This window comes from Halorubrum sp. SP9 (genome assembly GCF_005435015.1).
GTDB lineage: Archaea > Halobacteriota > Halobacteria > Halobacteriales > Haloferacaceae > Halorubrum > Halorubrum sodomense.
In genome coordinates, this window is record NZ_SGXU01000020.1 from 1 (window position 1) to 26,505 (window position 26,505).

Here is a 26,505-nt window from a genome sequence, read left to right on the forward strand (position 1 = left end):
GGAGAGGACGGGAAGCGTATCAACTCCCGACGGCCCTCGCGGCCGCGGGCGCGCTCTGCCTCCTCCCCGTCGTCGCCGTCGCCCTCGGGACCGGGCTCTCTCTCGCCGGCGCGCGCTGGTCGGCGGTCGCGCTCGCGCTCGCCCTCCCGATCACCGGCGCCGCCTGGGCCGGCCTGACGCGCCTCCGGCCCGAGGTCGCGGTCACCGGCGGCGTCGGCGCCCTCGCGCTGTTCGGCCACGCGCTCGACGGCGTCTCGACCGCGGTCGGCACGACCCAGCTCGGCTTCGGCGAGCGCACGCCGATATCGCGGATCCTCCTGGAACTCGGCGGGATCCCCCCGGTGCCGGTGTTGGGCGAGGGGTGGCTGTTCCTGCTCGTGAAGCTCGCGGTCGCGAGCGCCGTCGTGTGGCTGTTCGCGGCGTACGTCCGCGAGACCCCGTCGGAGGGCTACCTGCTCTTAGGCTTCGTCGCGGCGATGGGGCTGGGCCCGGCGGCGCACAACCTGCTGTTGTTCTCCGTCGCGGCGTGAACTCGGCGTCCGTCCTCAGCGGACCGCCAGCGCGAACGCGACCGTGACGCCGGCGAGCAGGACGGCCTGGACGAACGCGCTGGCGAGGGCGCCGACGGCCGCGTAGGCCGCCTGCCGAGCGGCCTCGCGCGTGTCGCCGTCGTGCTCGTCGAGGGCGGCGACGAAGACGGTGCCCCCCAATCCGACGACGAGCCCGATCGGGCCGAGCGGGATCAGGAGCGCGATCCCGACCAGCGTCCCGACGACGACCGTCCGGGTCGACGCACCGCCGAGCCGCCCGGAGACCATCCCCGACGCGACGTCCGCGACGGCGGCGAAAAGCGAGACGACGACGAGCGCGACCGCCACGGCGAGGCTCGGCTCCGCGAACCCGGTGGTGTACGCGTAGCCGACGACGGTCAGCGCCGCGAGGACGCCGCCCGGCACGAGCGGGACGAACGAGCTGGCCGTCCAGACGACGAGCAGCGCGATCGCCACCCCGGCCGCGAGAGTCACCATACGGACCGGACGCTACGTGCGCTGAAAACACTTCACTTCGATCGACCCGGCGGGGACGGGTCCGCCGACGCGGTTAGTCCTCTTCCTCGACGACTTCCGGGTCCTCGATGGCCGACTGGAGCGAGTCGAGCCCGTTGACCCATTCGGAGACAAGCCCGTACGCCAGGTCCTCGACGAGCTCCATGTCGAGCGCCTCGCCGTCGATGACGCGCGTGCCGGCCTGGACGACGTAGCCGAGCGCGGCGTCGAGGTCGTCGCCCTCCTCGGCCTCGGCGGCCGCGCGCACGAATTCGCTCACGTCGCCCTCCACGACGCCGCCGACGACGTACTCCTCGGCCGCGTAGAAGACGGGGACGAGCGAGGTCTGGACGCCGTCGATCAGCATCACCTTGTCCTCGTCGTCGAAGTCGACGTCGGCGAGGACGATGTCGCGGATGTCGTGGATCTCCTCGACGGCGCGGTCCTCGTCGATGCGGTCCTCGTCGAACGCGGCCAGCACCTTCACCACGGCGATGGCGGCGTCGTCCTGGAGGTTGAGGAGGAGCCGCGCGGAGTCCTCGTTCTCGGGGTCGAGGTCCTCCTCGGCCAGCCTGTCGAGCCAGTTCTGCCAGCGTTCGTCGGTATAGAACGTTTCGACGGCGTCGTCGTCGGTCATGTCCCGTACGTCGCCCGGACTACTCAAATGCCTTTCCTATCGATCGCCGCGCGAGACCGCGTCTCACCCGTGAGAATCCCGGATTCAGGGCTCCCGTTCGAGCGTCGACTCGGTGTCGATCCCGTACACGTCCCGGGGCGTCTCGACGTGCGCGCGCCGGACCGCCTCCTCGTGCCCCTCTTCCAGCAGCCAGCGCACCCGCCGCGGGACGGTCTTCGGCCCGAGGACCATCCCCGGCCGGTCCGGGTCGTCGACGTAGTCGGTCTCCATCAGGAACGGCTCGCCCGACTCGGCGGCGCGCTCTAACCGCTCCTCGTCGCTCATCACGCTCGGCGTGACGCCCGCCAGCTCGCCGGCGGCGTAGTGTTTGACGACGTTCGCGGGGTCGAGGCCGACCGCCTCCGCGACCGCGGCGAGGTCGGTCAGGTCCTCCGTGGCCTCGGTGTGGAGCTGGACCGCGCAGTCGACCTCGGCGCCGAGCTCGAACGCGCGGCGCGTGACCGCGTTCGACGCCTCCCAGACCGCGTCGCTCACGTCGTAGTGGGGGCGTCCGGACTTCAGCGCCAGCGCGTCGCCGTCCGCGACGTACTCGCTCGCGACCTTCAGGCCGCCGCGCATGAGGTCGCGGGCGTCCTCCGGCGAGAAGCCGCGCTCGTCGACCAGCCGGCTGATCAGGCCGGGGTGGACGCCGAGGACGGGCCACGCGCGCCCCGGAAGCGCCTCCGTCGCGGCCGCGACCGTCTCCAGCGTCTCCTCGAAGACGGCCCGGAACTCCTCGGGCTCGTCGGGCTCGACGCCGAGCAGCCACGAGGGCTTGTTCACCACGAGCAGGTGGGTGCCGCCGAGCCGCGCGAACTCCTCGACGGCCTCGATCCCCCGCCCGTGTCGCGGGTCGAGGTGGAGGTGATCGTCCAGCACGGGCGTGCCGAGATCCTCGGTCATGGGGGTCCGTTCGACCGCGCGCGATTAGAAGGATCGGTCTCGGGCGGGATCGGTCTCGGGAGGGATCGGTCTCGGGCGGGGGGATCGCGTTCAGCCCGGGGTGGCGCGCCGAGACGCCGCTCAGTCGGCGCGGTTCGCGGCGAACTCCGTCTCCGGCCTCGGCACCGTCACGTCGTCGAGCCCGGCCTCGATCTCGTCGCGGCGGTCCTCGAACCGCCCGGGTAGCACCAGGCGCTCCCCGAGCGCGTCGAGCGGTTCGTCGCTCGCGTACCCCGGGTCCGCGGTGGCGAGCTCGAAGAGGACGCCGGCGAACTCGCGGAAGTAGACGGAACGGAACCAGTGGCGGTCGATCTGTTCCGTGGGGCGTAATCCCAATGACGCCACCGCGTCGCGCGTCCCGGACTGGTCGGCGTCGGTCGGCGTCTGGAACGCGACGTGGTGGACGGTGCCGCGGCCCGAGCTCCCCTGCCGGTCCGTCTCGACGACGTCGACGTACTTGCCCACGGCGCCGCCCGCGGCGAAGCGAGTTCGGTCGTTACCGGTCGCGGCGTCCGCCCCGGACTCGGACTCGGTCAGCCCCATCGTTTCGAGGAGCCCCTCGGTGCGCTCGGCGTCGTCGAGCCACAGCGTCACCGAGTGGAAGCCGCGGATCGCGGCCGACTCGGGGACGAACGCGGTCCACGCGGTCGTCGGGTCGTCGTCGGGGATCTCGACGGCCACCAGCTCGACCGGGAGCCCGTCGGGGTCGCGGAAGGGGAGGACCGTCTCGCCGAAGCGCTCCTCGCGGGCGTCGTAGTCGACGCCGCGCTCGTCGAACCGCTCCTCCCAGTAGCCGAGGCTCCCCTCGGGGACGCGGAACGCGGTTCGGGAGACCTGCCCGGCGCCGACCTCGCCTTCGGGGAGGTCGGTCCACGGGAAGAACGTCATGCTGGTGCCGGGGGTGCCCTCGGCGTCCCCGTAGAAGAAGTGGTACGTGCCGGGGTCGTCCTGGTTGATCGACCGCTTCACCAGCCGGAGGCCGAGCGTCTCGACCCAGAAGTCGAGGTTCCGCTGGGGGTCGCCCGCGACGCAGGTCACGTGGTGGATTCCGGGGGTGGGCGTCGGGCCGTCTCCCGCCGCGCCCTCGGCGCCGGCGTCGGTGGAATCGGATTCGTCCGTCATAGTACCCGATACGTGGCCCAGGGACTTGAATCGGCGCGGACACGGATGTTACCGGGTCCTCGGCCGCGGCGGAGCGGACCGACGGCTCACCGCGTCCGCGCCATCGCCCGCTCGATCCGGTCGCGGAGCCCGTCCAGTCGCTCGCCGACCGAGCCGACCGCGGCGAGGACCGGGTAGGTGACGTCGAGGTCTTGGTAGCAGTACGCCGGCAGGTCGACGTCGTCGCTCAGCGCGAGCCGCCGCTCGTGCTCCGCGAGCACGCGCTGGCGGCGGGCCGCGATCCGGTCGCAGTCCCCGTGGAGCGCCTCGATTCGAGTCCGACAGGCGTCCAGCGCGCCGAACCCCGGCGTTCCGGCCTCGGTTTCGTCGTCGCTCTCGCTCCGGGGCTCGGCGTCGCCGCCGAGTTCGTCGCGGATCGCTTCGATCTCCGTCCGGATCGGGTCGAGTCGGGACTCGGCGCGCTCGACCGACTCGGTCTCCGATTCGAGCGCGTCGAGGAACGCTTCGCGCTCCTGGACCGCGGTCTCGGCGGCGCTCAGCAGGGAGCGCTTGTACTCCTCGTGGAAGTAGTCCGTCCTGGTGAGCGCGTACGCGAGCTCGGGGCCGAACTCCTCGACGACGCTCCGCTCGTAGGTGTCGTCGTACTCCGCCTCGTAGTGCGGGACCGACATCACCGTCGCTCGGTACGCGTCCCGCACCGCGACGAGTCGAGAGCCGGGAGAGGCGGTCCCGCGGCCGGCGCCCCCGACGGAACCCTTCACCGAACCGCCGGCTAGGCCTCTGACACCGGCGAATCCGTCACCCCCCGAGGCGTCCGACGGACCGGTGCTCACGCTCTCGTCGGGTATCGACGACACGCGACCGCGGAACGCCCGAAGCGCCTCCCGCTCGTCGACGGTCCGGCGGCGCTCGATCCGGAGGGCGGCCCGCGCCGCACGGACCGGGTCGTTCCCCTCGTCCGCGTGAGTGGCTGCCATACGTCGCCGCACGCCGAGCCTCCTAGTAAACGCTTATATGAGGGGTATCGCGGCCGCCCGAGCGGTCCGGACCGCTCCGGAGCGGTATATATCTCCTCGCCGTCGAACCCGCGGCCGCCCGATCGCCGGCGCCGGTGGACAGCAACTTTACCGCTCCGCCGCCGAGCGTGGCCATGGAGAAGGTCTCTCTCGCCGAGGCGTTCGACTCGTTCGACGAGACGTGGTCGCCGCGGCTCGCGGGCGAACTCAACGGGCAGGCGGTCAAGCTCGCGAAGGCGGACGGCGAGTTCGTCTGGCACCGACACGAGGCGGCCGACGAGCTGTTCTTCGTCCACTCCGGGCGGCTCCGGATCGAGTTCCGCGAGGCGGCCGACGCGGTGTTGGAGGCGGGAGAGTTCACGATCGTCCCGCGCGGGACCGAACACCGTCCGGTCGCGGAGCCCGAGGCCGACGTCGTGCTGTTCGAGCCGAGCGAGACGCGCAACACGGGGAACGTCGAGAGCGACGAGACCGTGACCGAGCCGGAACGGCTCGACTGATCCTCACGGCGCGACGGCGCGCGCGACTGACCCGAACAGGGGCAGCCCCAGCCCCGCGCCGACCGCGACGTACACGACCGGCCGCATCCCCGGCACCGCGGCGGCCGCCGGGCCGAGCGAGACCGCGAACGCGACGAGGGAGGTCACGCCGGCGCCGAGCGCGTACGCGACGCCGCGACGGACCGTCGGCGCCGCGAGCGAGGCGAGGGCGCCGGCCGCGATCAGCCCGAGCCAGTGGGCCGACGCGAGCGCGACGCCGACCGCCGTCGCGGCGACGAGCGCGACGGCGTGCGGTCGCGGCTCCGTCCTGACGCGGTCCAGGAGCGAGGGCGAGCCGCTCATCGCGACTCCTCCGCCGGCTCGAACCGCACCGTCGGCCCGCCGCCAGCGCCGAGCGGCATCGGGCGCTGGTCGTTGTCGAGCCACCGCCGGAGCTGGTCGTCGTAGTGCTCCGAGAAGTAGTCGCCCGAGTTCCCGCCCGGCAGGACCGCCGTCGCGTCGGTCCCCGGGCGCACCACCATGCGCCAGCTCGACCCGACGGCGGACTCGACGCGGTAGTTCTTCACGGTCGCGGACGAGCCGTCGGCGGGCAGTTCCTCGTAGTTCAGGAACGGCGCTTCACCGCCCAGCGGGTGGTCCATCGCCCGGGTGGTGTTGTAGTCCCCGTACGCCTCCCAGCCCGCCTCGTCGGTTTCGTCGAGCGCGTCGCGGAGGGCCTCGACCGCGAGGTCCGCACGCGAACGCCCGTCGAACAGCGGGTCGTCGCCGGGGAGGCGCGCGAGCGTCCAGTCGCTCGGGTAGTACGCCTCCCCGAGGTCGGCGTCGGAGAAGGCCGGGTCGAAGACGCGCTCGCGGAACTTCGGCAGGTAGCGGGCGAAGAGCAGCGCGGCGCGGGAGTCGCGCCGCATCCGGTACTCCCACTCGTCGAGCGCGTTCGCGGCGTCGACGAGCGCCGGATCCGGGTCGGCCCCGGCGCGGACGGCGGCGACCAACTCGGGGACGAACTCCGGCGCGCGGCCGTCGCGAACGTCGCTCTGGAGCGCGCGGTGGAAGTCGGGGTCCGTGGCGCCGGTCCCGCTCCCGGGGTCGTCGGCGTCGTCCCCGCCCACCGCGTCGTCGAGCCGGTCGGCGATCCGCGCGCCGCGGTACGGGGCCGCGTAGTGCACGCCGACGTAGTGGACCGGGTCGTCGATCGGGCGCTGATTCGCCGTCGAGAGGGCGTCGGGGTCGATCGCGTGCGGCTTCTCCGCGAAGGGGACGAAGCCGTCCCACGAGGACTCGCCGAACGGCTCGAACCCCTCCCACTCCCCCTCGCCCGCGGAGCCGTCGAAGATCCGATCCCCGGCGACGACCTCGCCGTCGATACGGCGGATCGGGAGCCGGCCGGTCGCGAAGTAGAGCGTCCGCCCGTCCGCGTCCGCGTACACGAGGTTCTGGGTCGGCAGATCGAAGTCGCGGGTCGCCTCCAGCAGGTCGTCGATCCCCTCGCTTCGCCCGTACGCCTCGATGGCGGCCGTGGTGCGCGTCGCGGTGTGGCCGGTCCACGCGACGCCGACCGTGCGCCCCTCGCGCTCGATCAGCGGTCCGTGGACGGTGCGGCGCACGCGGAGCCCGCGGTCCTCGCCGCCCGCGACCGGGATCGCCTCGCGCTCGTCGGTCTCGAACGGGCGCCACTCGCCGTCGTACCGGTAGCGGTCGCCCGCGTCGTCGATCTCGTACCGGTAGCAGTCGAGGACGTCGGCGCCGAGGTTGGTGAACGACCAGGCCCCGCGGTCGTTCGCGCCAGCGATGACGAACGGGACGCCGGAGAACGTCGCGCCCCGGACCGACCGCTCGGGGGTGTCGACCGACTGCTCGTACCACAGCGGCGGCGCCTGTAAGGAGAGGTGCGGGTCGTACGCGACGATCGGCGTTCCGCTCGCGGTGTGCTCGCCCGAGACGACCCAGCTGTTCGAGCCGACGCCCGTCGGGGACTCGAAGCCGGAGAGCCAGTCGGTCAGCGCCGGGCCGACCGGATCGGTCGATCCGAGCGAATCGACGGGCGAGCGGACCGAAGCGCGGTCGGCCCCGCGGAGTGCGGACGCCCCCGCTTCGGACAGCCGCGTCTCGGTCCCGTCGAGGATCGTCTCGTCGTGGTCGTACCGCCTCGGAAACAGCGTCGCCGCGCGCTCCGCACCGAGGCGGTCGGCGACGAGCGCGCGCCGGAGTTCGCCGAAGTTCCCGGTGAGCGTCCACGAGATCTGTTTCTCCATCAGCATCGAGTCGACGGGGGTCCACGGCGCGGGCTCGTAGCCGATCAGCTCGAACTCAAGCGGGAGCGGCAGGTCCCTCATCGCCGCGTTGACTCCGTCCGCGAACGCCTCGACGAGGGGGCCGGCGCGGGTCTCGGCCACGACCTCCCACGTGGCCTCGGCGGCGTCGGCGAACCCCATCGCGACGTTGAACTCGTCGCTGTCGAGGGTCGCCTCCCCGACGACCTCGGAGAGCCGGCCGCGCATGGCGCGGCGCTGGAGGTCCATCGCGAACAGCCGGTCGAACGCCTGGCAGTAGCCGACCGCGAAGTACGCGGCTGGCTCCTCGTCCGCCTCGATCCGCGGGACGCCGAACTCGTCGCGGGCGACGCTCGCCCGCCCGTGCGGACTCTCGACCGTCTCGGGGAGCGACCGGTCGGCCGCGTCCCACGCCTCGCCGGACAGCGGGGCGAACGAGTCGAGGAGGTCGGCCGCGTCGCTCGCCGCCAGCCCGGCCGTGCCGGCCGCGAGGGCGCTCGCGAGGACCGCGCGGCGCGTGGTATCGCGCGTCACCTCCCGACCGAGGCCGCGATCCCTCATTATAATTTGGATCGGATCGGGCGCGGGAAACGTACATCCGTCGGCCGGCCGTACGGCCGATCGATGGAGGTCGCGCTGATCACGGTCGGGGACGAACTGCTCTCGGGCGACACGGTGAACACGAACGCGAACTGGCTCGCCGCGGAGCTGAGCGACCGGGGCGTCGCCGTGAAGCGGATCCTCTCGATCCCGGACGAGAGGGCCGAGATCGCGGCGCGCGTCCGGGAGTACGCCGACGACTTCGACGCGGTGATCGTCACCGGCGGCATCGGGAGCACCCCGGACGACGTGACGGTGGAGGCGGTCGCGGACGCGTTCGACCGCGAGATGGTCGTCACCGACCTCACGCGCGAGTCGGTCGAACGGCGGCTGGCCGCGATCCGCGAGCGGGTGCCCGACCGCGAGTTCGACGTCGACGTCGCGGCCGAGGCGGCGGTCCCGGCGGGGAGCCGACCGCTCGTGACCGAGGCGGGACTCGCGCCGGGCTGCGTCGTCGAGAACGTCTACGTCATGCCGGGAATTCCGGACGAGCTGAAGGCGACGTTCGAGACGGTCGGGGACGAGTTCGCGGGCGACCGTCGCTCGCGGTTCCTGTACACCGTCGAGCCGGAGTCGAACATCATCGCCGCCTTAGCGGAGGCGGCCGAGCGGTTCGACGTCGCCGTCGGCTGTTACCCCGACCGCGAGGCCGCCCACAACCGGTTGAAGGTGACCGCGACCGACGACGACGCGCTCGACGCGGCCGCGGCGTGGCTGCTGGAGAACGCCAACGCGAGCGAGACGCCGGTGTCGCGCGACTGGTGAGGACGGGTCGCGTCGGACCCGTCCGGGGACCGTCTGCCCGCGTTCGTGGTCGGTCCGGCGGTCCGAACACACGGCCCCGGTCGGGTTTCGTACGAGTGCGATTCATCCGGACACACGACGGTACGCGCCGCAACCGTGGTCCTCGCCGGCGACGAGTCGCACGCCGACTACGGTCGCCTCGCGAACGCCTCGGAGGCGGCCACGGAGTTCGCGGAGAACGACGACGACGAGATCATCACGTTCTGACAGACGCCTCGGACCGCCGGCGACCGGTGCGCCCCGGCGTACAGACGCGTCGCCTCGGTACTCCCCCGACTGCGACCCCGACTCCGACCGCGTCACCGAGTCCGACTCCGACCGCGTCACCGAGTCCGACTCCGACCGCGTCACGGCGTCGTTCCAGACGCCCCGTCATCTGCGCCCGCGTCGCTAGATGAACTCCGAGGGGTTCGGCCCGTTCGTGACGTGGACCTCGAACGGCTGCGTGCCGACGTCGTCCCGCTCGACGAGATGCCAGTACGTCTCGGCCAGCTCGTCGGGGTCGAGGAACGTCTCCGCCTCTCGGTCGGGCTGGCGCTCGCGGGCGTCGGGCGAGTCGATCTGTCCGTCGATCACGACGTGCGCGACGTGAACGCCCTCGCCGCCGAACTCCTGGGCGATGTCCATCGCCATCCCGCGGGCGGCGAACTTCGCGGCCGTGAACCCGATCGCGCCGCCGCGGCTCCGCACCGCCGAGGTCGCGCCCGTGAAGATCACCGTCCCGCCGCCTGTTTCGAGCATGTCGTCGACGGCCTCTTGCGAGCAGACGAACGCGCCCCGGCCGTTGACCGCCCACGCCTCCTCGAACGCCTCGACGCTCGTGTCCATCAGGCCGGTCCACGACGCGGCGCTCGCGTGGTTGACGAGGACGTCCACCGGCCCGAACGCCTCGCGGACGGTCTCGAACCCGTCCCGGACCGCGTCGACGTCGGTGAGGTCGGTCGTGACCGCGAGCCCCTCCCCCGGGTCGGGGAGGTCGGCCGCGAGCGCCTCGACGTACTCCGTCGAGCGGGCGAACAGGGCCACCCGACACCCCTCCGCCGCGAGCTTCCGCGCGAGCGATTCCCCGAGCCCCGGACCGACGCCGGCGATCACTGCCGTGCGAGTCATGTCTCCGCTAACGGGGGCCCGGTTGAAAACGATGTGTTCGCGGCGATTCGGCTGCGTCCGTAGCAGCGCCGCTCTCAGGGCTCCGGTCCGTCGACGCCCCCGTCCGTCGAGGACGAGGGCGTCCGCTCGAGCGGGTGGCCTCGTGAGGTGACGCCGTCGAGCCGGACGATCCGCCAGCCGTCGCCGCGACATCGGACCGGCTCCAGCACGGCCGTGACGGTGTCTCCGCGACCGAGTTCCCGGAGCCGCTCGCAGACCCCCTCACTCGCGTCGATAGCCTGGTAGGCCCGCCCGTCGACGCCGTACAGCGTCACCCCACCGTCGCGGTTCGGTTCCGCCGCGACCGTACATCGCCGTCGGACCACGTCGCTCGCTCCCATGGGTCTGAGGGCCGTCCCGATCCGTCATAAAACGAACTATGAGGCCATCGTACGCCGATAGATGGCTATTGAGCACTACCGACGCGACCCGGACGAACCCCGACCGAGTTCACTCGGCCGGCTTCGCCCGGAGCTCCGGGAAGTACCGGCCGTGGAAGTCGAACGGGACCGCGTGCGGTAACGTCGCCCGAGCGCGCAGAGAGAGGGTCTCGCCGTCGAGGACGAGCAGGCGCGACCGGTCGGCGTCGACGTCGAGCGCGACGGTCACGACGACGCCGTCGTCCTCGGCCTCGCCGTCGGGCGCCGGGACGAACAGGGGCTCGCCGAAGTAGTCGCCGCCGTCGTCGAAGGTCCGGACCGCGTCCGTCTCGGCGTCGACCTTCACGACGCGTCGCGCCCACTCCGTGACCGGGGTGTCCATCCCCATCGCGTAGACGTAGCGGTGAGAGCGGCACCAGCGCGCGGGCGACGCGGTCGGCAGCGCGCTGCCGCCGTCGAACAGGCGTTCCCGGGACACCGCCGCGTCGCCGCCGCCGTATCGGTTCGCACCGATCGCCGATCCGAGGTCGACGGTGAACCGTTCGATCCGACCCGCCATGGTCCCCATCTCGCCGGCGCGGACGTTCTCTAAGTACAGCGAGTCGATCGCGGTCGCGTCCGGGATCGTTTCGAGATCGAAGACCACCTCGGTCCCGCCGTCCCGCTCGAAGGCGTTGACGTGGTGAAACCCGAAGAACGGGTCGGTCGTCGGGTCGGCGACCACGTCGCCCGTCGTCCGGTCCAGCACGACGATCCGCGTGCCGCGATCGGGCTCCCACTCGAACTGTTCGATGAACGGGGGTTGCCGGCCCGGCTTCAGGAACCGACGCGGGTCGAGTCGGAGGGGGAACTCCGTTAGGACGACGTACCGGGGCGTGAGCGCGAAGCTGTGCATGTACGCCGGCTCGTCGGTGTCGACGCTGCCGACGTGGCGACGCTCCCCGTCTCGGGTCCACGCCGTGACGTGGTACCGGCTCGTCCGTCCGAACTCGGTGTCGACCGTGACGAGCGCCCCCGTCGCCGGGTCGCGCTTGAAGTGAGCGCAGGAGAGCTGGCCGCTCGGCGCGTCGCCTTCCCGGTCGACGTGGCCGGCCGTCGCGAGCGTGTTCGGGTCGACCCCGACGCCCCGCGGCGACTCGGTCAGCGCCACGTACTCGTCGCCGATCCGCTCGGTGACGATGTTCGCGTTGTCGTACGGCTCCGCGAGGAACGTCGCCAGCCGCGAGCGCAGGGTCGTCTCGCCGGTGGCGAACCCGCCCTCGAACTCGCCGCTCGTCGCCGCGTCATACGCGTCGCTCCGGAGGAAGCGGTTGCGGTAGTGGACCGCGTCGCCGTCGCCACCCGAAACCGAGTCTGCGCGGTCCCCCGGATCGAAGGTGAAGCGGTACAGCATCGCCAGGCCGTCGAACCAGTGGTCCACGTCGCTCCCGTCCGGGAACGAGAACGCGCCGGGACCGTTCCGGATCAGACTGCCCCGGAGCCACGCGGGCAGATCGCCCCGGACCGGAATCGACGCGGTCGTCTCCTCGTGAAGCGAGTGGAACCCGGCGTGCGAGACCATACAGGCTACGGGGGCGCGGCGGGCTAAGGTCTGACGGCGATCGCTGCCTCTCCTACATCGCCGCTGCGTTCCGTCGAGAGGATCCGGATGAGAATCCTTGACCTCTCAGTAGCTCCTTCACGAACGTCAGGAAAGCGGATGGGTTGGGGCGGATTCGAACCGCCGGCCTGCTCCGTGTGAAGGAGCCGTCATAACCTAGCTAGACCACCAACCCGTCCATGTCGAGGTATCCGACCTCCGGACTTAAGAGTTACCTTACGCCGAAGCTTCATTCTGGGGGCGCCCGAATCGCCCGCCGTGACCCACGAACTCCGCTTCCTCGAGCGGCTCCGCCAGCACGTCGCGAGCCTCCTCCACGCGCCGCTGTCGCTCGTCGGCCTCTACGCCGAGCGGAAGACGCCCCGCGAGCAGTACGCGTTCACGGTCCGCGAGCCGTACCCGGTCGTCGAGGCGCGGCTCCACCGGCTCGGGTTCGTCCGCAACCTCGTCTCCTCGCTCAAGTATCGGGCGTACGCGACGCCTCCGGAGACCACCGTCGCGAGTTGGGTGCGGTATCCGGAGGGCGCGCTCGCGAGCGACCACCAGCTTCACCTCGCCTTGTACGCCGGTTCGGACCGTTCGACGACGGACGTGTACGCCCACTGGGAGCCGTCGTGGATCCGCCACCCGATCCGGCACTACCGCGCGACCGACGTCGACGCGCAGAAAGGCATCGAACGGGCGCGGTCGCTGTTCGAGGACGCGGGCATCGAGTACGCGGTGCTACCCGCCGAGCAGCGAATCGGCGGCGACGCGGCCGCGACCACGGGGCCGCCGCTGAAATAGGTCGTCGTCTTCGGGCCGTTCGACGGGTTCGGTCGGCGTCACTCCGCGGCGGCGTCTTTGCCGCGGTACTCGGCCACGCGCTTCCGGGCGGACACGACCGCTTCGCGGGCCTCACCCTCGGCGCGGTCCTCGAGTTCTTTTAAATCAGCCTGGAGCCTGTCCAGCCGCGAGGGTTCGGGCTCCTCCTCCTCGTCGCGACCGACGATCTCCTTCACACGCGCCTCAACGGGCTCTAACTCCTCTACCACGCCGGCTTTCGCGTGTTCCGCCGCTCGACCGAGGTAGTACCGTGCGTCTTCGAAGTGTTTGCTCATATCTGTCCTTTGGTGGAGGGCAGATATAATCTTTGTGGCCGCGTTTCGAGGACAGTATTCGGCGCGCCGGGTCGATCGGAGTCCGAAGGGTCCGCCGAAACGTCGGACCCGCGGGCCGAATCGGCTATCACTCCCGCGCGCCCGGGGGCAGCGGGTCGGCGTGGTCCGCGATCGCCTCGGCGACGCGGTGCGGGTGTTCGTGGACGACCCAGTGGGTCGCCTCGTCGATCGCGAGCAGTCGGCCGTCGGCGCAGCGCTCGACGCTCTCGTGGGCCAGCCGGCGCGCGAGGAACCGGTTCTGCGCGCCCCAGATAACGAGCGTCGGGACGGAGACCGCCGTCTTCGCGGGCTCGGGGCGGTCGCGGACGATCGCGCGGTACCAGTTCACCATCGCCTCGAACGCGCCGTCGCGGTCCCACGCCCGGCGGTACCGCCGAAGGTCCTCGTCCGCGAAGGTGCCGGGCGCGCTCGTGTCGCGTAACGCGTTCGTCGCCAGCCGCCAGTTCCCGGCGCTCGCGACCGCCTCAGGCAGCTTGGGAAGCTGGAACGCGAGCACGTACCAGCTCTTGAGCCGCTGGTCCCACGAGGTCCGGAGCGCGCGCTCGAAGACGCTCGGATGCGGCACGTTGACCGCGACCAGCTCCGAGACGCGGGCCTCGTGGTGGAGCGCGAGCCACCACGCCACCGCGGCGCCCCAGTCGTGGCCGGCGACGGCGGCCGTCTCCCGGTCGTAGGCGTCGATCAGGCCGACGACGTCGCGCGCGAGCTCGTCGATCCGGTAGTCGCGCACCGCCGGCGGCTTCGCGGAGCAGTTGTAGCCGCGCTGGTCCGGGACGACGACGCGGTAGCCGGCGTTCGCGAGCGGCGCGATCGCCTCGTGCCAGCCGTACCAGAACTCCGGAAAGCCGTGAAGCAAGATCAGGAGCTTCCCGTCCTCCGGGCCGGCCTCGACGACGTGGAGCGGCACGCCGTTCGTCTCGACCGCGCGGGACCGGCCCGGAACCGAGTCCGGTATCTCGTCGTCGGGGACCGGTTCCGGTAGCGCAGCCTCGTCGACCGGCCGGCCAGCGGGGGCGTCGTCCATACCGATCCCGTGTGTCGGTACCGGCAAATAGGTACGCTCGCCCGGGGTGCGGGGGATCGAAATCCTCAAGCGGCTGGCAGCCGCGATTCCGAGTATATAACGAACTCCGGCGTTCGACCGCGGTGAGCGCGTTCTCCGGGGATTCGCACGTGCCCTATGACAGCCGATTCGTCGACTCCCTCAGCCGCGGACGCGGACGCGTCGAGCGACGACGCGACCGTCTCGAACGTCGTCCTCGTCACGGTGGACTCACTGCGTGCGGACGCCGTCTCTCCGTACGATACAGCGCGTCAGTCGCCCGTTATCGACGGCCTCGCGAATTCCGGGACCGTGTTCGACCGCGCGTTCGCGACCGGCAACTGGACCCCGTTCTCGTTCCCCTCGATACTCGCCTCGGAGCCCGTGTTCGCCCGGTCGGGCGATATCGGCGTCGACGAGTCGGTGACCCTCGCGGAGGTGCTCTCCGACGCGGGAATCGCGACCGGGGGGTTCAACGCCGCGAACGGCTTCCTCACCGATCACTGGGGATACCCCGACGGATTCGACGAGTTCGAGCCGTTCGTTACGAGCGTCGGTTCCAGCGTTTACAGCCGGTACCTCGCCGCGCACCCGACGGTCGAAGCGTGGATCCAGCTCGCGACCTCGCCGGTCCGCCGGCTCGCGTCGAAGCTCCGCGGCGACGACGACGACCGCCCGTTCCTCGACGCCTCGCGCATGTTCGACGTCGAGGACGCCGCGATCGGGTTCGTCGACGACACCGACGAGCCGTTCTTCCTCTGGGTCCACTACATGGACACGCACACCCCGTACGTCCCCGCGCCGCGGTACATCCGCGAGGTCTCCGACGGCATCGTCGGCACCCATCGGATGCTTCACGCGCACACCCGAACGAGCCTCGGCCTCGAAGTTGGCGAGCGGACCCTTCGCGAACTCCGGACGCTGTACCAGGCGACGGTGCGACAGGTCGACGCCAGTATCGGCCGGCTGCTCGACGCGTTGACCGACGCGGGCGTGGCCGACGACACCGCGGTGCTGCTCGCGGGCGACCACGGCGAGGAGTTCCAGGACCACGGCCACCTCGCACACTACCCGAAGCTGTACGACGAGCTGATCCACGTCCCGCTCGTGGCGGAGGTCCCCGGGCTCGACGGCGGGCGCGTCGACGGCCACGTCGGGCTCGACGCCATCCCGCCCACGGTCGCCGACCTGCTCGGCGTCGACTCCGCGCCGGAGTGGCACGGCGAGTCGCTCCTGCCGGCGCTCGGCGGCGACGACGCTCCGTCCGAATCGGGCGATCCGAACGGCGACGCGCTCCCCGACGACCCCGTCGTCTCGGTCACCGTCCGCGGCGAGGACGTGACCCAGCAGCCGATCCCTCGATCGCTGTCCGACGGCGACCTGTTCGTCAGCGCGCGCGACGACGACTGGACGTACATCGAGAACGTCGACGCCGGCGAGCGCGAGCTGTACCATCGCCCTTCCGACCCGACCCAACAGGAGAACCTCGCGGTCGACCCCGACGCGGAGGCGCGAGCGGTTATCGACCGGTTGGCGCCGGTCGTCGACGACCACGCGAAACTGCTGCGCGAGCGCGGCGCGGCGGCCGCCGAGCGCGGCGCGGCGACCGACGACGAGGTCGACGAGGACCTCGAAGCCCGCCTCGAAGCGCTCGGGTACAAGTGATGATTCGAGCGGTCCTCCGCGACCTCGCGAGCGGGCCCATCGCGGGCCAGATGCGCCGCTTCGTCGTCGGCGCGCTCACGGCCGGGCTCCAGATGGCGCTGCTGTGGCTGTTCGTCGACGTCGCGGAACTGAACCTCTACGTCGGCGCGACGGTCGCCATCGAGATCACGATCGTCTGCTCGTACGTCCTCAACAACGCGTGGACGTTTCGCGCGACCCGGAACACCGGCGTCGCCGACTACCTCTCGGGACTGCTGAAGACGAACCTCGTCCGCGGCACCGCGATCCCGATCCAGCTCGGCGTGCTCGCCGCGCTGGTCAGGTGGGTCGGCGTCATGTACCTCGTCGCGAACGCGGTCGCGATCCTCGTCAGCGGGGTCTACCGCTTCGTCCTCGACTCACAGTGGACGTGGGGGTGAGGCGGACGCCGACTCTGAGCGCGGTCCGCGGGCACTCAGAAGCGCGGTCCGCGGGCACTCAGAAGCGCGGTCCGCGGGCACTCAGAAGCACGGTCCGCGGGCGCTCAGAAGGGGAGCCGCGGCTCGAAGCGCTCGACCAAGTCACGCACCGCGTTCTGTTTGTAGTAGCCGACGGCGGACGCGACGACGACGACCGCGACGAGCGCAACCGCCGAGAGGAACCGGCCGCTCGCGAGTTCCCCGCCCGCGTACACCGTTATCACGTAGGCGGGGAGCCGACCGACGGCGATGACGGTCATGAACGTCGGAAGCGACCACTTGGTGAGCCCGCTCAGAAAGCAGATGGCGTCGTCGGGGAGCCCGGGAATGATGACGAACGCGAACAGCCCCGGGACGCCGACCGTGTCGACGAAGTCGTCGAAGCGGGCGACCACGTCCTCGTGGAGGACGCCCTCGACGAAGGAGCGACCGTACCGTTTCGAGAGCGAGAAGGCGACCGCGCTGCCGATCAGCACGCCGGTGAGGCTGTAGACGGTTCCCCAAAACGACCCGAAGAGGAACCCCGCGACGAAGGCGAGGACCTGTCCCGGTATCGGCGCGACGATGACTTGGAGGGCCTGGATGCCGATGAAGACGACGGGGGCGAAGAACCCGAACTGGTCGAGCCACGTGCGGAGAGCCTCAGCGTCGGTGATGAACCCGGCGTACCGGTTCACGAGGACGTAGAGCCCGACCGCGAGGAGCGCGACGCCGACCGCGGCCGCGATCCCCCGCCGGCGGTCCGCCCGCGAGGAGAAGAGTTGCATTCAGGTGATAGCGGGTGACAGAGGGCCTTGAACCTTGCCAACGGGACGACCACCTGCGACGGCTCGGACCGTGTCCGGGACGGCCGTCGCAACGTCCGGCCCTTTATGTTCTCGTTCGCCGTCGTGGGTACTGTCCCATTCATGTCCAGCCGGCTCCGACATCCGCTCGTCTCCGTCGCTCTGACGTTCGCCGTCACGCTCCCGTGGATCGGGACGTTCTTCTCGTACGGCGGGTACGGCACCGTCCATCCGGGAGAGAACATCACGCCGCTGGCCGCCGTCCTCGTCTCCGGGCTATCGATCCTCGGCGCCGCGTTCCTGCTCGCGTGGGCCGCCGAGACCGCCGAGAAGGACGTTCCGCAGGCGTTCGCGATCGCGGTCCTCGCCGTGCTCGCCGTCGCCCCCGAGTACGCCGTCGACGCGCTGTACGCGTGGCAGGCCGGCGCCGGCTCGGCCGCGGCCGGCAACCTCGCGGTCGCGAACATGACCGGCGCGAACCGGATCCTCATCGGGCTCGGCTGGTCCGGTATCGCGCTGTTCACCATCTACCGCGCCGCGACGACGAACGACGCCGCGGTCGAACGACGGTCGGGGACCCTCACGGACGCGGTGACCCTCGACCGGGACCTCGCGACCGAGATCACGTTCCTCCTCGTCGCGACCACGTACGCCTTCTTCATCCCGCTGAGCGGCGGGATCGGCCCGATTGACACCGCTTTCCTCGTCGGACTGTTCGTCCTGTACATCTCCATCATCATCCGCGGCGACGTCGAACCGCCGGCCGCTCACGTCGGCGTGCCCGCCTACTTTCAGGAGTACCCGAAGGCGCGCCGGATCGGCGTCGTCCTGTTCGGGTTCGCCTTCTCGGGCGCGATCATCTTCACCGCGGTCCACCCGTTCGCCGAGGGGCTCGAGCAGCTGGGGCTCCAGTACGGGATCCCGGAGTTCTTCATGATCCAGTGGCTCGCGCCGCTCGCCTCCGAGAGCCCCGAGCTGATCGTCGTCGCGTACCTCGTGAACAAGGCGCGCTCGACCGCCGGCTTCAACGCGCTCATCTCCTCGAAGCTCAACCAGTGGACCCTACTCATCGGAACGCTCGCGGTCGTGTACTCCATCTCGGCCGGCTCGATCGGGACCCTCTCGTTCGACGCCAAGCAGGCCGCGGAGATCTGGATCACGGCGGCCCAGAGCTTCTTCGCCATCGCCATCATCGTCAACTTCGAGATCAGCGCCCGGGAGGCGGTCGCGCTGCTCGTCTTATTCGCCACGCAGGTGATGGCCGAGTTCTACATCATTCGGACCTACGCCGAGCCCGCCGCGACCGAACTGAGCATGACGGTGCTGTACGCCTTCACCGCCGTCTACGCGGTCCTCGGGATCGCGCTGTTCGTCAAGCGGCGGCGGAGCGCGAACGAACTCGTCAGACGCACGGTGCGGACGGCACAGACCGCGTTCGGCCGCCGGGAATCCCTCCCCGAACGCGAGGACTGAGCGAGCCTCCGGTCGCTTTTCGATCCGTCGATGTCGGCGCGGTCACGCCAGCGGCGCCGCGCTCCAGTACGCCATCCGCATCGGAATTCCCTCGGCGTCTCGGTACTCCGCGCCGGCCGGCAGGAACCGGAGCTCGTCGACCGGGTAGCGCGCGACGACCGCCAGCCCGAGCGCGTCGACGGCGTCGTCGACGGTGGGGTCCGCGGCGTCGGCCTCGCGCCCGCCACCGATCGCCTCGGGGTCGCCGGCCAGATCCCGGCAGATCCGCCCGAGCGCGGCGCCCGGGTCGTCGAGGTGCCCGTCGAGCGCGTCCAACCGCTCCCCGACGCCCGGCGCCGTCGTCTTCGAGCGCTCGAGGCGGCTGCCGTCGAGTCCGCGGAAACACACCTCCGGGTGCGCCTCCATCACCTTCTCGCGCGCCGCCTCGTCTTCCCGGAGGAACGCGTCGACCTCGCCGACCGCCGGCGCGATGTGGTACGACTGGCGGCTGAGGCCCTTGTCGAGGTCGACCCGGTTTCGCTCGCTCACCGTCTCGTAGTCCGCGCCGGTCCTCGCGGCCTCGCACGCGCCCCGCGACGGAACGGGGAACACGCTGCTCGGGCGCTCTGCCGCCGACCGCGCGGCCGAGTCGACGGCCTCGCGAGCCGCCAAGGTTTCCGCGTCGTCGGGGAGTCCGATCGGCACGTCGACCAGCATTCGATCGACGCCGTCGTCGCCGTTCCACAGCGCTTCGAGGTCGCGTTCGAGGCGGCACTCCGGCTCGCCGTCCTCGTCGATCGCGACTGCGAGCCACGCCCCGCCCGCCCAGTCGACGCCCGCGACGGTCTCGGTTGGCATGTCGTCACCGTCGGCGGTGTCGGTAATAAACCGTGTCAGATCGAGTGACAGCGAGCCCGGACCGACCCCGGGCGGTCGTCGAAGCTCACCCACGCTTATATTGCTCGCTCTGAACGGGGCACACATGCGCGAGGACGCACCGCTCTCGGAGTGGGCGGAGACGGCCGCGAGCGATCAGGACGCGGTCGTCGAACACGTTCCGGAGGTCGTGGCACTTCTCGACGACGACGACGCAACGGTTCGAAACGACGCGGTGACGGTCCTGAGCCGGGTGGCAAAGACGCGATCGGACGCGGTTCTGGACGCCCTTCCGGCACTGATCGAACGGCTCGAGGCCGACGATCAGAGCGTGATCAGACACAACAGCGCGCTCGCGCTCAGCCGGCTCGTGGAAAACCGCCCGGAGGCGTGTCGAGACGCGATCGAACCCCTCGTCAGGGGGCTCACGGACGGCGACGGCGACGTCCGCGAGAAATGCGGGAGAGCGCTCGATAACTTCGGTCCCGACGCCGCGGGCGACATCGAGGATGCGAGCGTGAGAGCTGTCGAAGACGCCGCCGACCGGACAGGCGCTGAGACGTCGACCGAGCGAAACGAGGCGACACTGGCGCTCACACGCCTCGCGCTGAGATATCCCGAGGAAGTCGCCACGCACACCGAATCGCTCCGCGACCGGCTGGACGACGAGGACAACGTGGTCAGGTACCACGCTACGCTGTGTCTGAATCGGATCGCCAAACGGCAACCGCACTTGGTAGTCGAGGCCGTCGAGCCGCTGGCCGACCGCCTCGACGATCCGGATGCGGACGTGCGAGCGCTCGCGAGCGAAGTGCTGGCGTCCGTATCCGAAGACGCTCCCGGGGCCGTGACCGAAACGAGCGGTGCGCTCGCCGATGCGCTCACCGACAGTAACGACGAGGTCCGTGCCCACGCGGTCGGCGCGTGTCGCGCGCTCGTGGCCGAGTACCCCGACGTGGTGCTGCCGGCGCAGTTCGAACTCGTCGACCTGCTCGCGGACGCTCGCGGGGAGACGCGGGCGGACGCAAAGAAGGCGCTCCACGGCTTGGCCGACGCGTACCCCGACGAGATCGCCGACGTGCTCGCGAGTACCCGCGACGAGGACCTCGACACGAGCAGCGTCGACGCCGTTCACGGAGAGATAGAGGCGGTCGCCGAGGACGCCGACGGAGCGAGCGCGACGGACGCGGAGCCGCCGGCAGGCGACGAGGTGGCCGACGAAGCGGGCGAGAAGCTCCGGGAGCTGGCGGCGGTGATGGAGACGGCCGGGGCGGAGACGCTGGCCACGTTCGACGACGACATGCTTCGGGAGTTCCTCACGTTGACGGACTCGATCGACGCCGAGGCCGTCTCGGGCGTCGACGCCGGCGACCTCGCGGAGATGCGCGAGACCGTTCGGACCGCGCTCGACATTGACGGGGGAGACGGCCGCGAGGCTTCCGACCCGGCGACGGACGGCGAGGTCGGTGCGATCGAGACGGACTGGGACGAGGACGCGCGCGTCGACCCCGCCGCTCGCCCGGACGACGGCTGTTCGTACGGACGCGACCTCGGAGAACACGCGCGGGAGCAGGACGACGACGTCTGGACCTGTCACCGGAGTCCACGGGAAGGCGGCGAGTACTGTCTGTTTCACGCCCCGGTCGAAGACACCGACGACGAGGCCGTTCGGGACGCGTTCCTCGAAGCGATTCAACGGCCGGGACGGGGGCCCAAGGAGTTCGTCGGCGCTCGGTTCGGCGATCTGAACCTCTCGTTCGACATCGTAGACGGGCCCGACAACTACCCGATCGATCTCAGGTACGCCACCGTCGAGGGGTCGATCAACTGTCGGCGGGCAGAGTTCGGGCAACCGCTCTGGTTCGAGGGGGGAAGGGTCGCCGGCGGGATGAACTGTAACGTGGTGACGTTCAAGACGTGGGCGTCCTTCGAGGGGACGACCATGGAACACGCGTGGTTCGGGAAGTCGGAGTTCCGTGACGGAGTCTCCTTCGACAACGCGACCATCCGCGAAGAGGCGCTGTTCACCGGGGCGACGTTCACGGATCGCGGAGACTTCGAGGGAGCGCGGTTCGGCGCCCACGCGGAGTTCTCTCGGACCGTCTTCGATTCGGCGTCGTTCGAGCACGCACACGCCGCGGGGACACTCGACCTCGGACACGTGGTCTGTGATCGCTCCCTCAAAATGGGAGCGATCGAGGCCGAAGACGATATCAAAATCCGGGGCGGCCGGGTCAGGAATCTCAGACTGTCGGACGCCGACGTCGACGGCGACGTCTCCGCGTCGAAGCTGACCGTCGAGAAGACGATCCACGCCTCGGACGCACGGGTCGGTGGAACGCTGTCGGTTTCGAGCGCCGAGGTCCGGCAGGACGTACTCTGCCAGGACCTGACCGCGGGGGGCGTCGACTTCGACGCCGCCTCGGTCGCGAAGCGGTTCTCGTTCCAGCGGACGCGCGTCGCCGGGGACTGCGCGTTCAGTGGGGTCTCTTTCGGGGACGTGACGACGTTCCAGGGGGCCGAAATCGACGGCGATATGGACCTCTCGCTCGGGACGTTCGAGGAGCTGCTGACGCTGCGGGAAGCCGAGGTCGGCGGCTCGCTCGAGGCCAGTTCCGCGTCCGTGGGCGAACAGGCCGACTTCGTCCACCTCGACGTGGGTGGCGACTGCGACCTCTCCTCCGTCACGTTCGGCGGGACGGTCATGTTCTTCGAGGGGACGATCGAGGGCGGGTTGGACATCTCGTCGAGCCGCTTCGAGGGGCAGCTGTCACTCTCGATGACCGTCGAGGGCGAGTTCGACGGCGACGTCGCCCGCTTCGAGGACGACGTCAACGTCGTCGACACGTCGGTCGGGGGTCCGACGACGTTCAGCAACGCGACGTTCGGGCGAGACGCGCTCTTCCAGCTGTGCGAACTGCGGGACGCGTGTGCGTTCGACGACGCGGAGTTCGCCGAAGACGCGTCGTTCGCGCAGACGGTCGTCGAGGGGCCGGCCTCCTTCGAGACGATCACGGTCGGCGGCGTGGCGAACTTCGACGGCGTGAACTTCGAGTCGGGGGCCGCGTTCTTCGGGTCGACGTTCGCCGATCTCACGTGTCTGGGAACGCGGACCGGCGACGGGTCGGTCGTTGACATGCGGAACTGTGAGATCGCCGACGGGGCGATCGCGCTCCCGGATGACGGCGACGTCGCCTACGACCTCGCGAACGCGGAGCTCGGCGCGGTCGAACTTTCCGACGGCCTCGGGGAGACGAGCGACGTGGACCTCTTCGAGTACTTCCGGTTCGCGAACACCAGCTTCGACGGGTTCGACTTCGGGAACTACAAACAGGAACTCGCGGAGGCCAACTGGCAACTACACACCACCGTCGACGACGCGGAGTTCGTGAACCCCGGAAGACAGGACCTCATCGACGCGCTCGCCGTTGAAGACGAGCTGGACGAGGTCGACGACAAGCTGGACGGGGAGCTCTTCGACGAGGTCGATCACGTCGGGATGCTCCAAGAACAGACCGGACTGGACAGGGCAGTCATCGAGGAGATCGCCGACGCCGAGGATGCCTCGGAGATGCCGAGCAGCGAGGCGCTGTACGAGATGACCGGTGACGAGGAGTTCCGTGAGACGACGACGGCCGCCGACCTCGAAAACACCTACCTGAAGGCCAAAAACGGCGCGGATCAGGTCGGCGACCGACACGTGGCCGCGCAGTTCTTCGTTCAGGAAATGAAGTACAGGCGGGCGAAAAACTACCGGTTCGTTCGAGACCCGGATCAGGACCCCGATGTGCGACTCGTCTCGGCGGGCAAGTGGTTCGGAAACTACCTGCTACACCAGTCCTGCGGCTACGGCGAACGACTGTGGCGAGTCATCTACGCCTCCGTGGTCGTGGTCGTCGGATGGAGCTTCATGTACGCGACGCTCACGGAGGGGACGTCCGGAGACGCGGCGGGGCTGACCACCGAGGGACTCGACGGCCTCTCGCAGCTCGCGACGCCCGAGGGCGCGGACATCATGGTGAAGAACCTCTACTTCAGCATCGTCACGTTCACCACTCTCGGGTACGGCGACATCCAGCCCGTCGGGACGCTGTCTCGGTTCCTCGCGGGCTTAGAGTCGTTCCTCGGCGCCCTTCTGGTCGCGCTCGTGGTGTTCGTCCTCGGTCGCCGCGTGTCGTGGTGACGCTCGGTGACCGATCGCGAACGGGGCGTCGATCGATAGCGCTCCGTCTCGGCTTCAAAACGATCCACTGAGACGCCTCGGGGCGGCCCGTTGAGACACGACACGGGGACGCGGACACCTGTCAGTAAAAGGTAGAAAAAGAATATGCGGGAAGTGGGCCGGCACGAATTTGAATCGTGGTTACGGCCACCCGAAGGCCGAAGGATACCAAGCTACCCCACCGGCCCGCACTCGATTGAAGGCCGCTCGTTCTTTTAATCCTTCCGAAAGGGGGGCGATCGGAGAGGTACAGTCAGCATGCGGATCAATGATGTCTGGGAGGATTGACGGCAGCCACGGGCACCGCCGAAGATCCCTCGTTCATTTATAAGTGTCAGAAAAGCAGATAGACGGTGGACACCACCAAAGCCCCAGCCGCGAGGCCGACGTAGGCGACACAAGTACCGCAAGGAGGGAGCGTTAGCGACCGACTGAGGAACGCAGCGAGCGTACGTCGGCCTCGCGGCTGCCCCTTTGAGTCCCACCCGACCGCGATCGCACCGCAGCCTCACGCCTCCCCAGCCTCGCGGCTCACGCTTCGCGGCTTCGCCGCTCGCGTTCGCCGCGTCCCTCGCGCGTGCGACTCGCGCCCTGTCGGGCGCTCGTCGGCACGCGCCACCGCACCGCGTCCTTATTTATAAATCGTCGTTGCCGTCTCCGTCGTCCGAACCCTCAACCTCGAAGTACCGGTGGCGGTGTTTCCGACAGCCGGGGTTGAACGCGGCGCCGCACGCGGGGCAGGCGTCGTCGTCGGCCTCGAGGTATTCGCGGGCCGTGAGCGTCGTCCGGCAGGCGCCGCACAGCACCGCCGGCTCGTCGAAGCGCTCGCGGGGCCACGGGACCGCCTCGTGGTCGGCGGCCGCGTCGTGACAGGCGTCGCAGGGGTAGTACGCCCCACAGCAGCCGAACCGGAGCGCGACCACGTCGACCGGGTCGTCCCAGTGGGCGCAGCGCGTCTCGGGGTCGATGTCGATTCCACGCAGGGGCACCTCGAAGCGCGGGTCGGTGTCGGGCGCGGTCGTCGTCTCGCGGTCGGAGGGGTCGGTCGACATCGCCGGAGGGTCAGTAGCTGGCGTACCCGTCCGTGTCGAGCCAGTTGTGGACGACGGTAACGGCGTGGTCCGCGTGGAGCAGCTCGGGCCCGACGCGCAGTCGCCGCTCGGCGCGGTCGGCGATCGCATCGGCCTCCGATTCGGCGAAGTCGTGGTGATCCGAGAGGACGAACACGGGGTCCTCGGGGGGTTCCGCGTCGACGAGCGGATCGCCGTCCTCGTGGAGCTGGACGAGCGTCCCGTCCGGCCCGCGCCCGTCCCCGCCGACGAGCCGGTCGAGCGTCGCGTCGAGGCCCATCCGGCGGAGTTCGACGCCGGGCGAGACGTCCGCGGGCATGTGGCCGATCGCGTCCGCCTTGGCGTCGAGCGCGTCGCGGACCCGCGCGGCGACGTTGCGCTCGTCGGGGTGAAGGTGTCTGAGGCTGTCGGCGTCGAAGGTGACCGTGAACTCGTCGGCGATCACGAGGTGGACCCGGACCGCCTCGCGGATCCCGTGCGAGAGGAAGACGCCGGCGCTCACGCACCGGCAGCAGAGGTCGAGCCGCCCGGCCCCGGGGATGTCCGACAGCGAGATGACGTCGGGGTCGGTGGGGACGTCGCGGCCGACGACGACGAACTGGCGCATGTCAGTGGCTCGCCCCGGATCCTCATAAGGCGTGCGACCCGATCGCCGGGTATGAGCCTCACCGGCCTGTGTCAGGTCTGCGAGGCGGCCACGGCGAGCCGGACCTGTGACCGCTGCGGGCGCGCCGTCTGCGACGACCACTGGGACGAGAGCGCGCGCGCCTGCTCCGGGTGCGCCGCCGGCCGCGGGTAGCTCGGTTCGCTCGGCGAGCCGGTCGTTATCGGTGCCGGTTCAGCCGCTTCGTGAGCCGCTTCGCCGCGTCGCCCGCCGCGCCGAAGTAGGTCGCCTCGTCGCCGGGGCGGCTCGACTCCTCGCCAGCGAAGATGATCCCGCGCGAGGAGTTCACGAGGCCGACGTCGACCGGGAGGTCCGGGCGCGCCGCGAGCCCGTGCTCGACCGCGGCCTCTGCGTCGCCGCCCTGCGCGCCGACGCCGGGCACGAGGAAGGGGATCTCGGGGACGATCTCGCGGACCTCGGCCAGCTCCTCCGGCGCCGTCGCCCCGACCACGAGGCCAACGTTGTCGTTCGCGTTCCACACATCCGCGAGCGCGGCGACGCGCTCGTAGAGAGGCTCGCCCGAGGCGAGTTCGAGGTCCTGGAGGTCGGCGCCGCCCGGGTTCGAGGTGCGACAGAGCGCGAACACGCCCTTCTCCGCGCGGTCGAGGAACGGCTGGAGCGAGTCGCGCCCGAGGTACGGGTTCACGGTGATCGCGTCGACGTGGTCGAGGACCTCGGCGTACCGCCGCGCCGTGTTGCCGATGTCGCCGCGCTTCGCGTCGAGCAGGACCGGGACCCCCTTTCCCTCCGCGTACGCCGCGGTCTCGCGGAGCGCGCGCCAGCCGTCGGGGTCCTCGTAGAACGCCGCGTTCGGCTTGTAGCAGGCGGCGTGCTCGTGGGTCGCGTCGATGATCCGTCGGTTGAACGCCCACCGCGGGAGGTCGGCGTCGGTCACGTGTTCGGGGAGCCGACTCGGGTCGGGGTCGAGCCCGACCGAGACGACGCTGTCGACCGCGTCGATCCGGTCCGCGAGCGTCTCGAAGAAACCCATACGCGCCCTGTGGCG

At 70.4% G+C, this 26,505-nt stretch carries 26 protein-coding genes and 2 tRNA genes; 9 read left to right on the forward strand and 19 right to left on the reverse strand.

Going from position 1 to position 26,505, the window contains the following annotated elements:
• Nucleotides 1-530: DUF63 family protein (locus EXE45_RS11635; protein WP_137694439.1), on the forward strand; the 530-nt coding region annotated here is incomplete at its 5' end.
• 15 nt (nucleotides 531-545) lie between these two features.
• Here the strand turns inward: EXE45_RS11635 and EXE45_RS11640 are convergent.
• The 5 genes from EXE45_RS11640 to EXE45_RS11660 all read right to left on the reverse strand — a co-directional run bounded on the left by EXE45_RS11640 (nucleotide 546) and on the right by EXE45_RS11660 (nucleotide 4,763).
• On the reverse strand, nucleotides 546-1,028 hold the full coding sequence (locus tag EXE45_RS11640; protein ID WP_137694440.1) for a DUF456 family protein: 483 nt from the start codon (nucleotides 1,026-1,028) through the stop codon (nucleotides 546-548).
• A 73-nt stretch (nucleotides 1,029-1,101) separates the two neighbouring features.
• Nucleotides 1,102-1,683, reverse strand: coding sequence for a DUF2150 family protein (locus EXE45_RS11645; RefSeq protein ID WP_137694441.1), 582 nt, complete (start codon nucleotides 1,681-1,683; stop codon nucleotides 1,102-1,104).
• 84 nt (nucleotides 1,684-1,767) lie between these two features.
• Nucleotides 1,768-2,625, reverse strand: coding sequence for a TatD family hydrolase (locus EXE45_RS11650; protein WP_092923708.1), 858 nt, complete (start codon nucleotides 2,623-2,625; stop codon nucleotides 1,768-1,770).
• A 120-nt stretch (nucleotides 2,626-2,745) separates the two neighbouring features.
• Nucleotides 2,746-3,786, reverse strand: a complete 1,041-nt coding sequence (locus tag EXE45_RS11655; protein WP_092923712.1) for a ring-cleaving dioxygenase — start codon at nucleotides 3,784-3,786, stop codon at nucleotides 2,746-2,748.
• An 86-nt stretch (nucleotides 3,787-3,872) separates the two neighbouring features.
• On the reverse strand, nucleotides 3,873-4,763 hold the full coding sequence (locus EXE45_RS11660) for a hypothetical protein (RefSeq protein WP_092923715.1): 891 nt from the start codon (nucleotides 4,761-4,763) through the stop codon (nucleotides 3,873-3,875).
• Between the two features lie 173 nt (nucleotides 4,764-4,936).
• Between EXE45_RS11660 and EXE45_RS11665 the strand changes: the two genes are divergently transcribed.
• Nucleotides 4,937-5,302 (forward strand): cupin domain-containing protein, encoded by a 366-nt coding sequence (locus EXE45_RS11665; RefSeq protein WP_137694442.1) that lies wholly within the window; start codon nucleotides 4,937-4,939, stop codon nucleotides 5,300-5,302.
• Nucleotides 5,303-5,305: 3 nt separating this feature from the next.
• Here EXE45_RS11665 and EXE45_RS11670 read toward each other — a convergent pair whose 3' ends face one another.
• Nucleotides 5,306-5,644 (reverse strand): hypothetical protein, encoded by a 339-nt coding sequence (locus EXE45_RS11670; RefSeq protein WP_092923721.1) that lies wholly within the window; start codon nucleotides 5,642-5,644, stop codon nucleotides 5,306-5,308.
• Nucleotides 5,641-8,106 (reverse strand): penicillin acylase family protein, encoded by a 2,466-nt coding sequence (locus EXE45_RS11675; protein WP_137694464.1) that lies wholly within the window; start codon nucleotides 8,104-8,106, stop codon nucleotides 5,641-5,643. Before EXE45_RS11675 ends, EXE45_RS11670 begins: the two co-directional genes overlap by 4 nt.
• Nucleotides 8,107-8,196: 90 nt before the next feature.
• Between EXE45_RS11675 and EXE45_RS11680 the strand changes: the two genes are divergently transcribed.
• Nucleotides 8,197-8,937, forward strand: coding sequence for a molybdopterin-binding protein (locus EXE45_RS11680; RefSeq protein ID WP_092923724.1), 741 nt, complete (start codon nucleotides 8,197-8,199; stop codon nucleotides 8,935-8,937).
• A gap of 429 nt (nucleotides 8,938-9,366) precedes the next feature.
• On the opposite strand, the gene EXE45_RS11685 is transcribed toward EXE45_RS11680, so the two are convergent.
• The 4 genes from EXE45_RS11685 to EXE45_RS11700 form a co-directional block, all read right to left on the reverse strand.
• Complete coding sequence (locus EXE45_RS11685) at nucleotides 9,367-10,086, reverse strand: SDR family NAD(P)-dependent oxidoreductase (protein WP_092923727.1); 720 nt, start codon at nucleotides 10,084-10,086, stop codon at nucleotides 9,367-9,369.
• Between the two features lie 74 nt (nucleotides 10,087-10,160).
• On the reverse strand, nucleotides 10,161-10,466 hold the full coding sequence (locus tag EXE45_RS11690; protein ID WP_092923729.1) for a hypothetical protein: 306 nt from the start codon (nucleotides 10,464-10,466) through the stop codon (nucleotides 10,161-10,163).
• A gap of 109 nt (nucleotides 10,467-10,575) precedes the next feature.
• Nucleotides 10,576-12,066: a carotenoid oxygenase family protein gene (locus EXE45_RS11695; RefSeq protein ID WP_137694443.1), complete on the reverse strand. Its 1,491-nt coding sequence runs from the start codon at nucleotides 12,064-12,066 to the stop codon at nucleotides 10,576-10,578.
• 139 nt (nucleotides 12,067-12,205) lie between these two features.
• Nucleotides 12,206-12,280 (reverse strand) — tRNA-Val (locus tag EXE45_RS11700).
• A gap of 83 nt (nucleotides 12,281-12,363) precedes the next feature.
• On the opposite strand from EXE45_RS11700, the gene EXE45_RS11705 reads away from it, so the two are divergent.
• Nucleotides 12,364-12,891, forward strand: coding sequence for a hypothetical protein (locus tag EXE45_RS11705; RefSeq protein WP_092923735.1), 528 nt, complete (start codon nucleotides 12,364-12,366; stop codon nucleotides 12,889-12,891).
• Between the two features lie 38 nt (nucleotides 12,892-12,929).
• On the opposite strand, the gene EXE45_RS11710 is transcribed toward EXE45_RS11705, so the two are convergent.
• Together EXE45_RS11710 and EXE45_RS11715 are read right to left on the reverse strand one after the other, a co-directional pair.
• The gene (locus EXE45_RS11710; protein ID WP_137694444.1) at nucleotides 12,930-13,205 is read right to left on the reverse strand and encodes a hypothetical protein; all 276 of its coding nucleotides are present in this window, start codon (nucleotides 13,203-13,205) and stop codon (nucleotides 12,930-12,932) included.
• A 127-nt stretch (nucleotides 13,206-13,332) separates the two neighbouring features.
• Nucleotides 13,333-14,289, reverse strand: a complete 957-nt coding sequence (locus tag EXE45_RS11715; protein WP_137694445.1) for an alpha/beta fold hydrolase — start codon at nucleotides 14,287-14,289, stop codon at nucleotides 13,333-13,335.
• Between the two features lie 156 nt (nucleotides 14,290-14,445).
• Here EXE45_RS11715 and EXE45_RS11720 point away from each other — a divergent pair, with 156 nt between their 5' ends.
• The gene (locus EXE45_RS11720; protein WP_092923744.1) at nucleotides 14,446-15,972 is read left to right on the forward strand and encodes a sulfatase-like hydrolase/transferase; all 1,527 of its coding nucleotides are present in this window, start codon (nucleotides 14,446-14,448) and stop codon (nucleotides 15,970-15,972) included.
• Nucleotides 15,972-16,391, forward strand: coding sequence for a GtrA family protein (locus tag EXE45_RS11725; protein ID WP_137694446.1), 420 nt, complete (start codon nucleotides 15,972-15,974; stop codon nucleotides 16,389-16,391). Before EXE45_RS11720 ends, EXE45_RS11725 begins: the two co-directional genes overlap by 1 nt.
• Nucleotides 16,392-16,495: 104 nt before the next feature.
• Here the strand turns inward: EXE45_RS11725 and EXE45_RS11730 are convergent, their stop codons facing one another.
• Nucleotides 16,496-17,197: a TVP38/TMEM64 family protein gene (locus tag EXE45_RS11730; RefSeq protein WP_092923750.1), complete on the reverse strand. Its 702-nt coding sequence runs from the start codon at nucleotides 17,195-17,197 to the stop codon at nucleotides 16,496-16,498.
• Between the two features lie 141 nt (nucleotides 17,198-17,338).
• Here EXE45_RS11730 and EXE45_RS11735 point away from each other — a divergent pair, with 141 nt between their 5' ends.
• Entirely contained in the window at nucleotides 17,339-18,688 is a 1,350-nt protein-coding gene (locus EXE45_RS11735) for a sodium:calcium antiporter (RefSeq protein WP_092923753.1), read from the forward strand.
• 42 nt (nucleotides 18,689-18,730) lie between these two features.
• On the opposite strand, the gene EXE45_RS11740 is transcribed toward EXE45_RS11735, so the two are convergent.
• Nucleotides 18,731-19,525 (reverse strand): DUF429 domain-containing protein, encoded by a 795-nt coding sequence (locus EXE45_RS11740; protein WP_092923756.1) that lies wholly within the window; start codon nucleotides 19,523-19,525, stop codon nucleotides 18,731-18,733.
• 124 nt (nucleotides 19,526-19,649) lie between these two features.
• Here EXE45_RS11740 and EXE45_RS11745 point away from each other — a divergent pair, with 124 nt between their 5' ends.
• Nucleotides 19,650-23,726: a pentapeptide repeat-containing protein gene (locus tag EXE45_RS11745; protein ID WP_158294264.1), complete on the forward strand. Its 4,077-nt coding sequence runs from the start codon at nucleotides 19,650-19,652 to the stop codon at nucleotides 23,724-23,726.
• Between the two features lie 154 nt (nucleotides 23,727-23,880).
• Here the strand turns inward: EXE45_RS11745 and EXE45_RS11750 are convergent.
• From EXE45_RS11750 to trmY, 3 genes are all read right to left on the reverse strand, one after another.
• Nucleotides 23,881-23,953: transfer RNA gene (locus EXE45_RS11750), tRNA-Pro, on the reverse strand.
• A 447-nt stretch (nucleotides 23,954-24,400) separates the two neighbouring features.
• Nucleotides 24,401-24,817 carry a CHY zinc finger protein gene (locus tag EXE45_RS11755; protein ID WP_199233619.1) on the reverse strand — a complete coding sequence of 139 codons (417 nt, stop codon included), beginning with the start codon at nucleotides 24,815-24,817 and terminating at the stop codon, nucleotides 24,401-24,403.
• A gap of 10 nt (nucleotides 24,818-24,827) precedes the next feature.
• Nucleotides 24,828-25,442, reverse strand: coding sequence for a tRNA (pseudouridine(54)-N(1))-methyltransferase TrmY (gene trmY / locus EXE45_RS11760; protein ID WP_137694448.1), 615 nt, complete (start codon nucleotides 25,440-25,442; stop codon nucleotides 24,828-24,830).
• Between the two features lie 51 nt (nucleotides 25,443-25,493).
• On the opposite strand from trmY, the gene EXE45_RS20455 reads away from it, so the two are divergent.
• On the forward strand, nucleotides 25,494-25,634 hold the full coding sequence (locus EXE45_RS20455) for a hypothetical protein (RefSeq protein WP_167603423.1): 141 nt from the start codon (nucleotides 25,494-25,496) through the stop codon (nucleotides 25,632-25,634).
• A 25-nt stretch (nucleotides 25,635-25,659) separates the two neighbouring features.
• On the opposite strand, the gene pyrF is transcribed toward EXE45_RS20455, so the two are convergent.
• Nucleotides 25,660-26,490, reverse strand: coding sequence for an orotidine-5'-phosphate decarboxylase (gene pyrF / locus EXE45_RS11765; RefSeq protein ID WP_092923766.1), 831 nt, complete (start codon nucleotides 26,488-26,490; stop codon nucleotides 25,660-25,662).
• Between the last annotated feature and the right edge of the window lie 15 nt (nucleotides 26,491-26,505).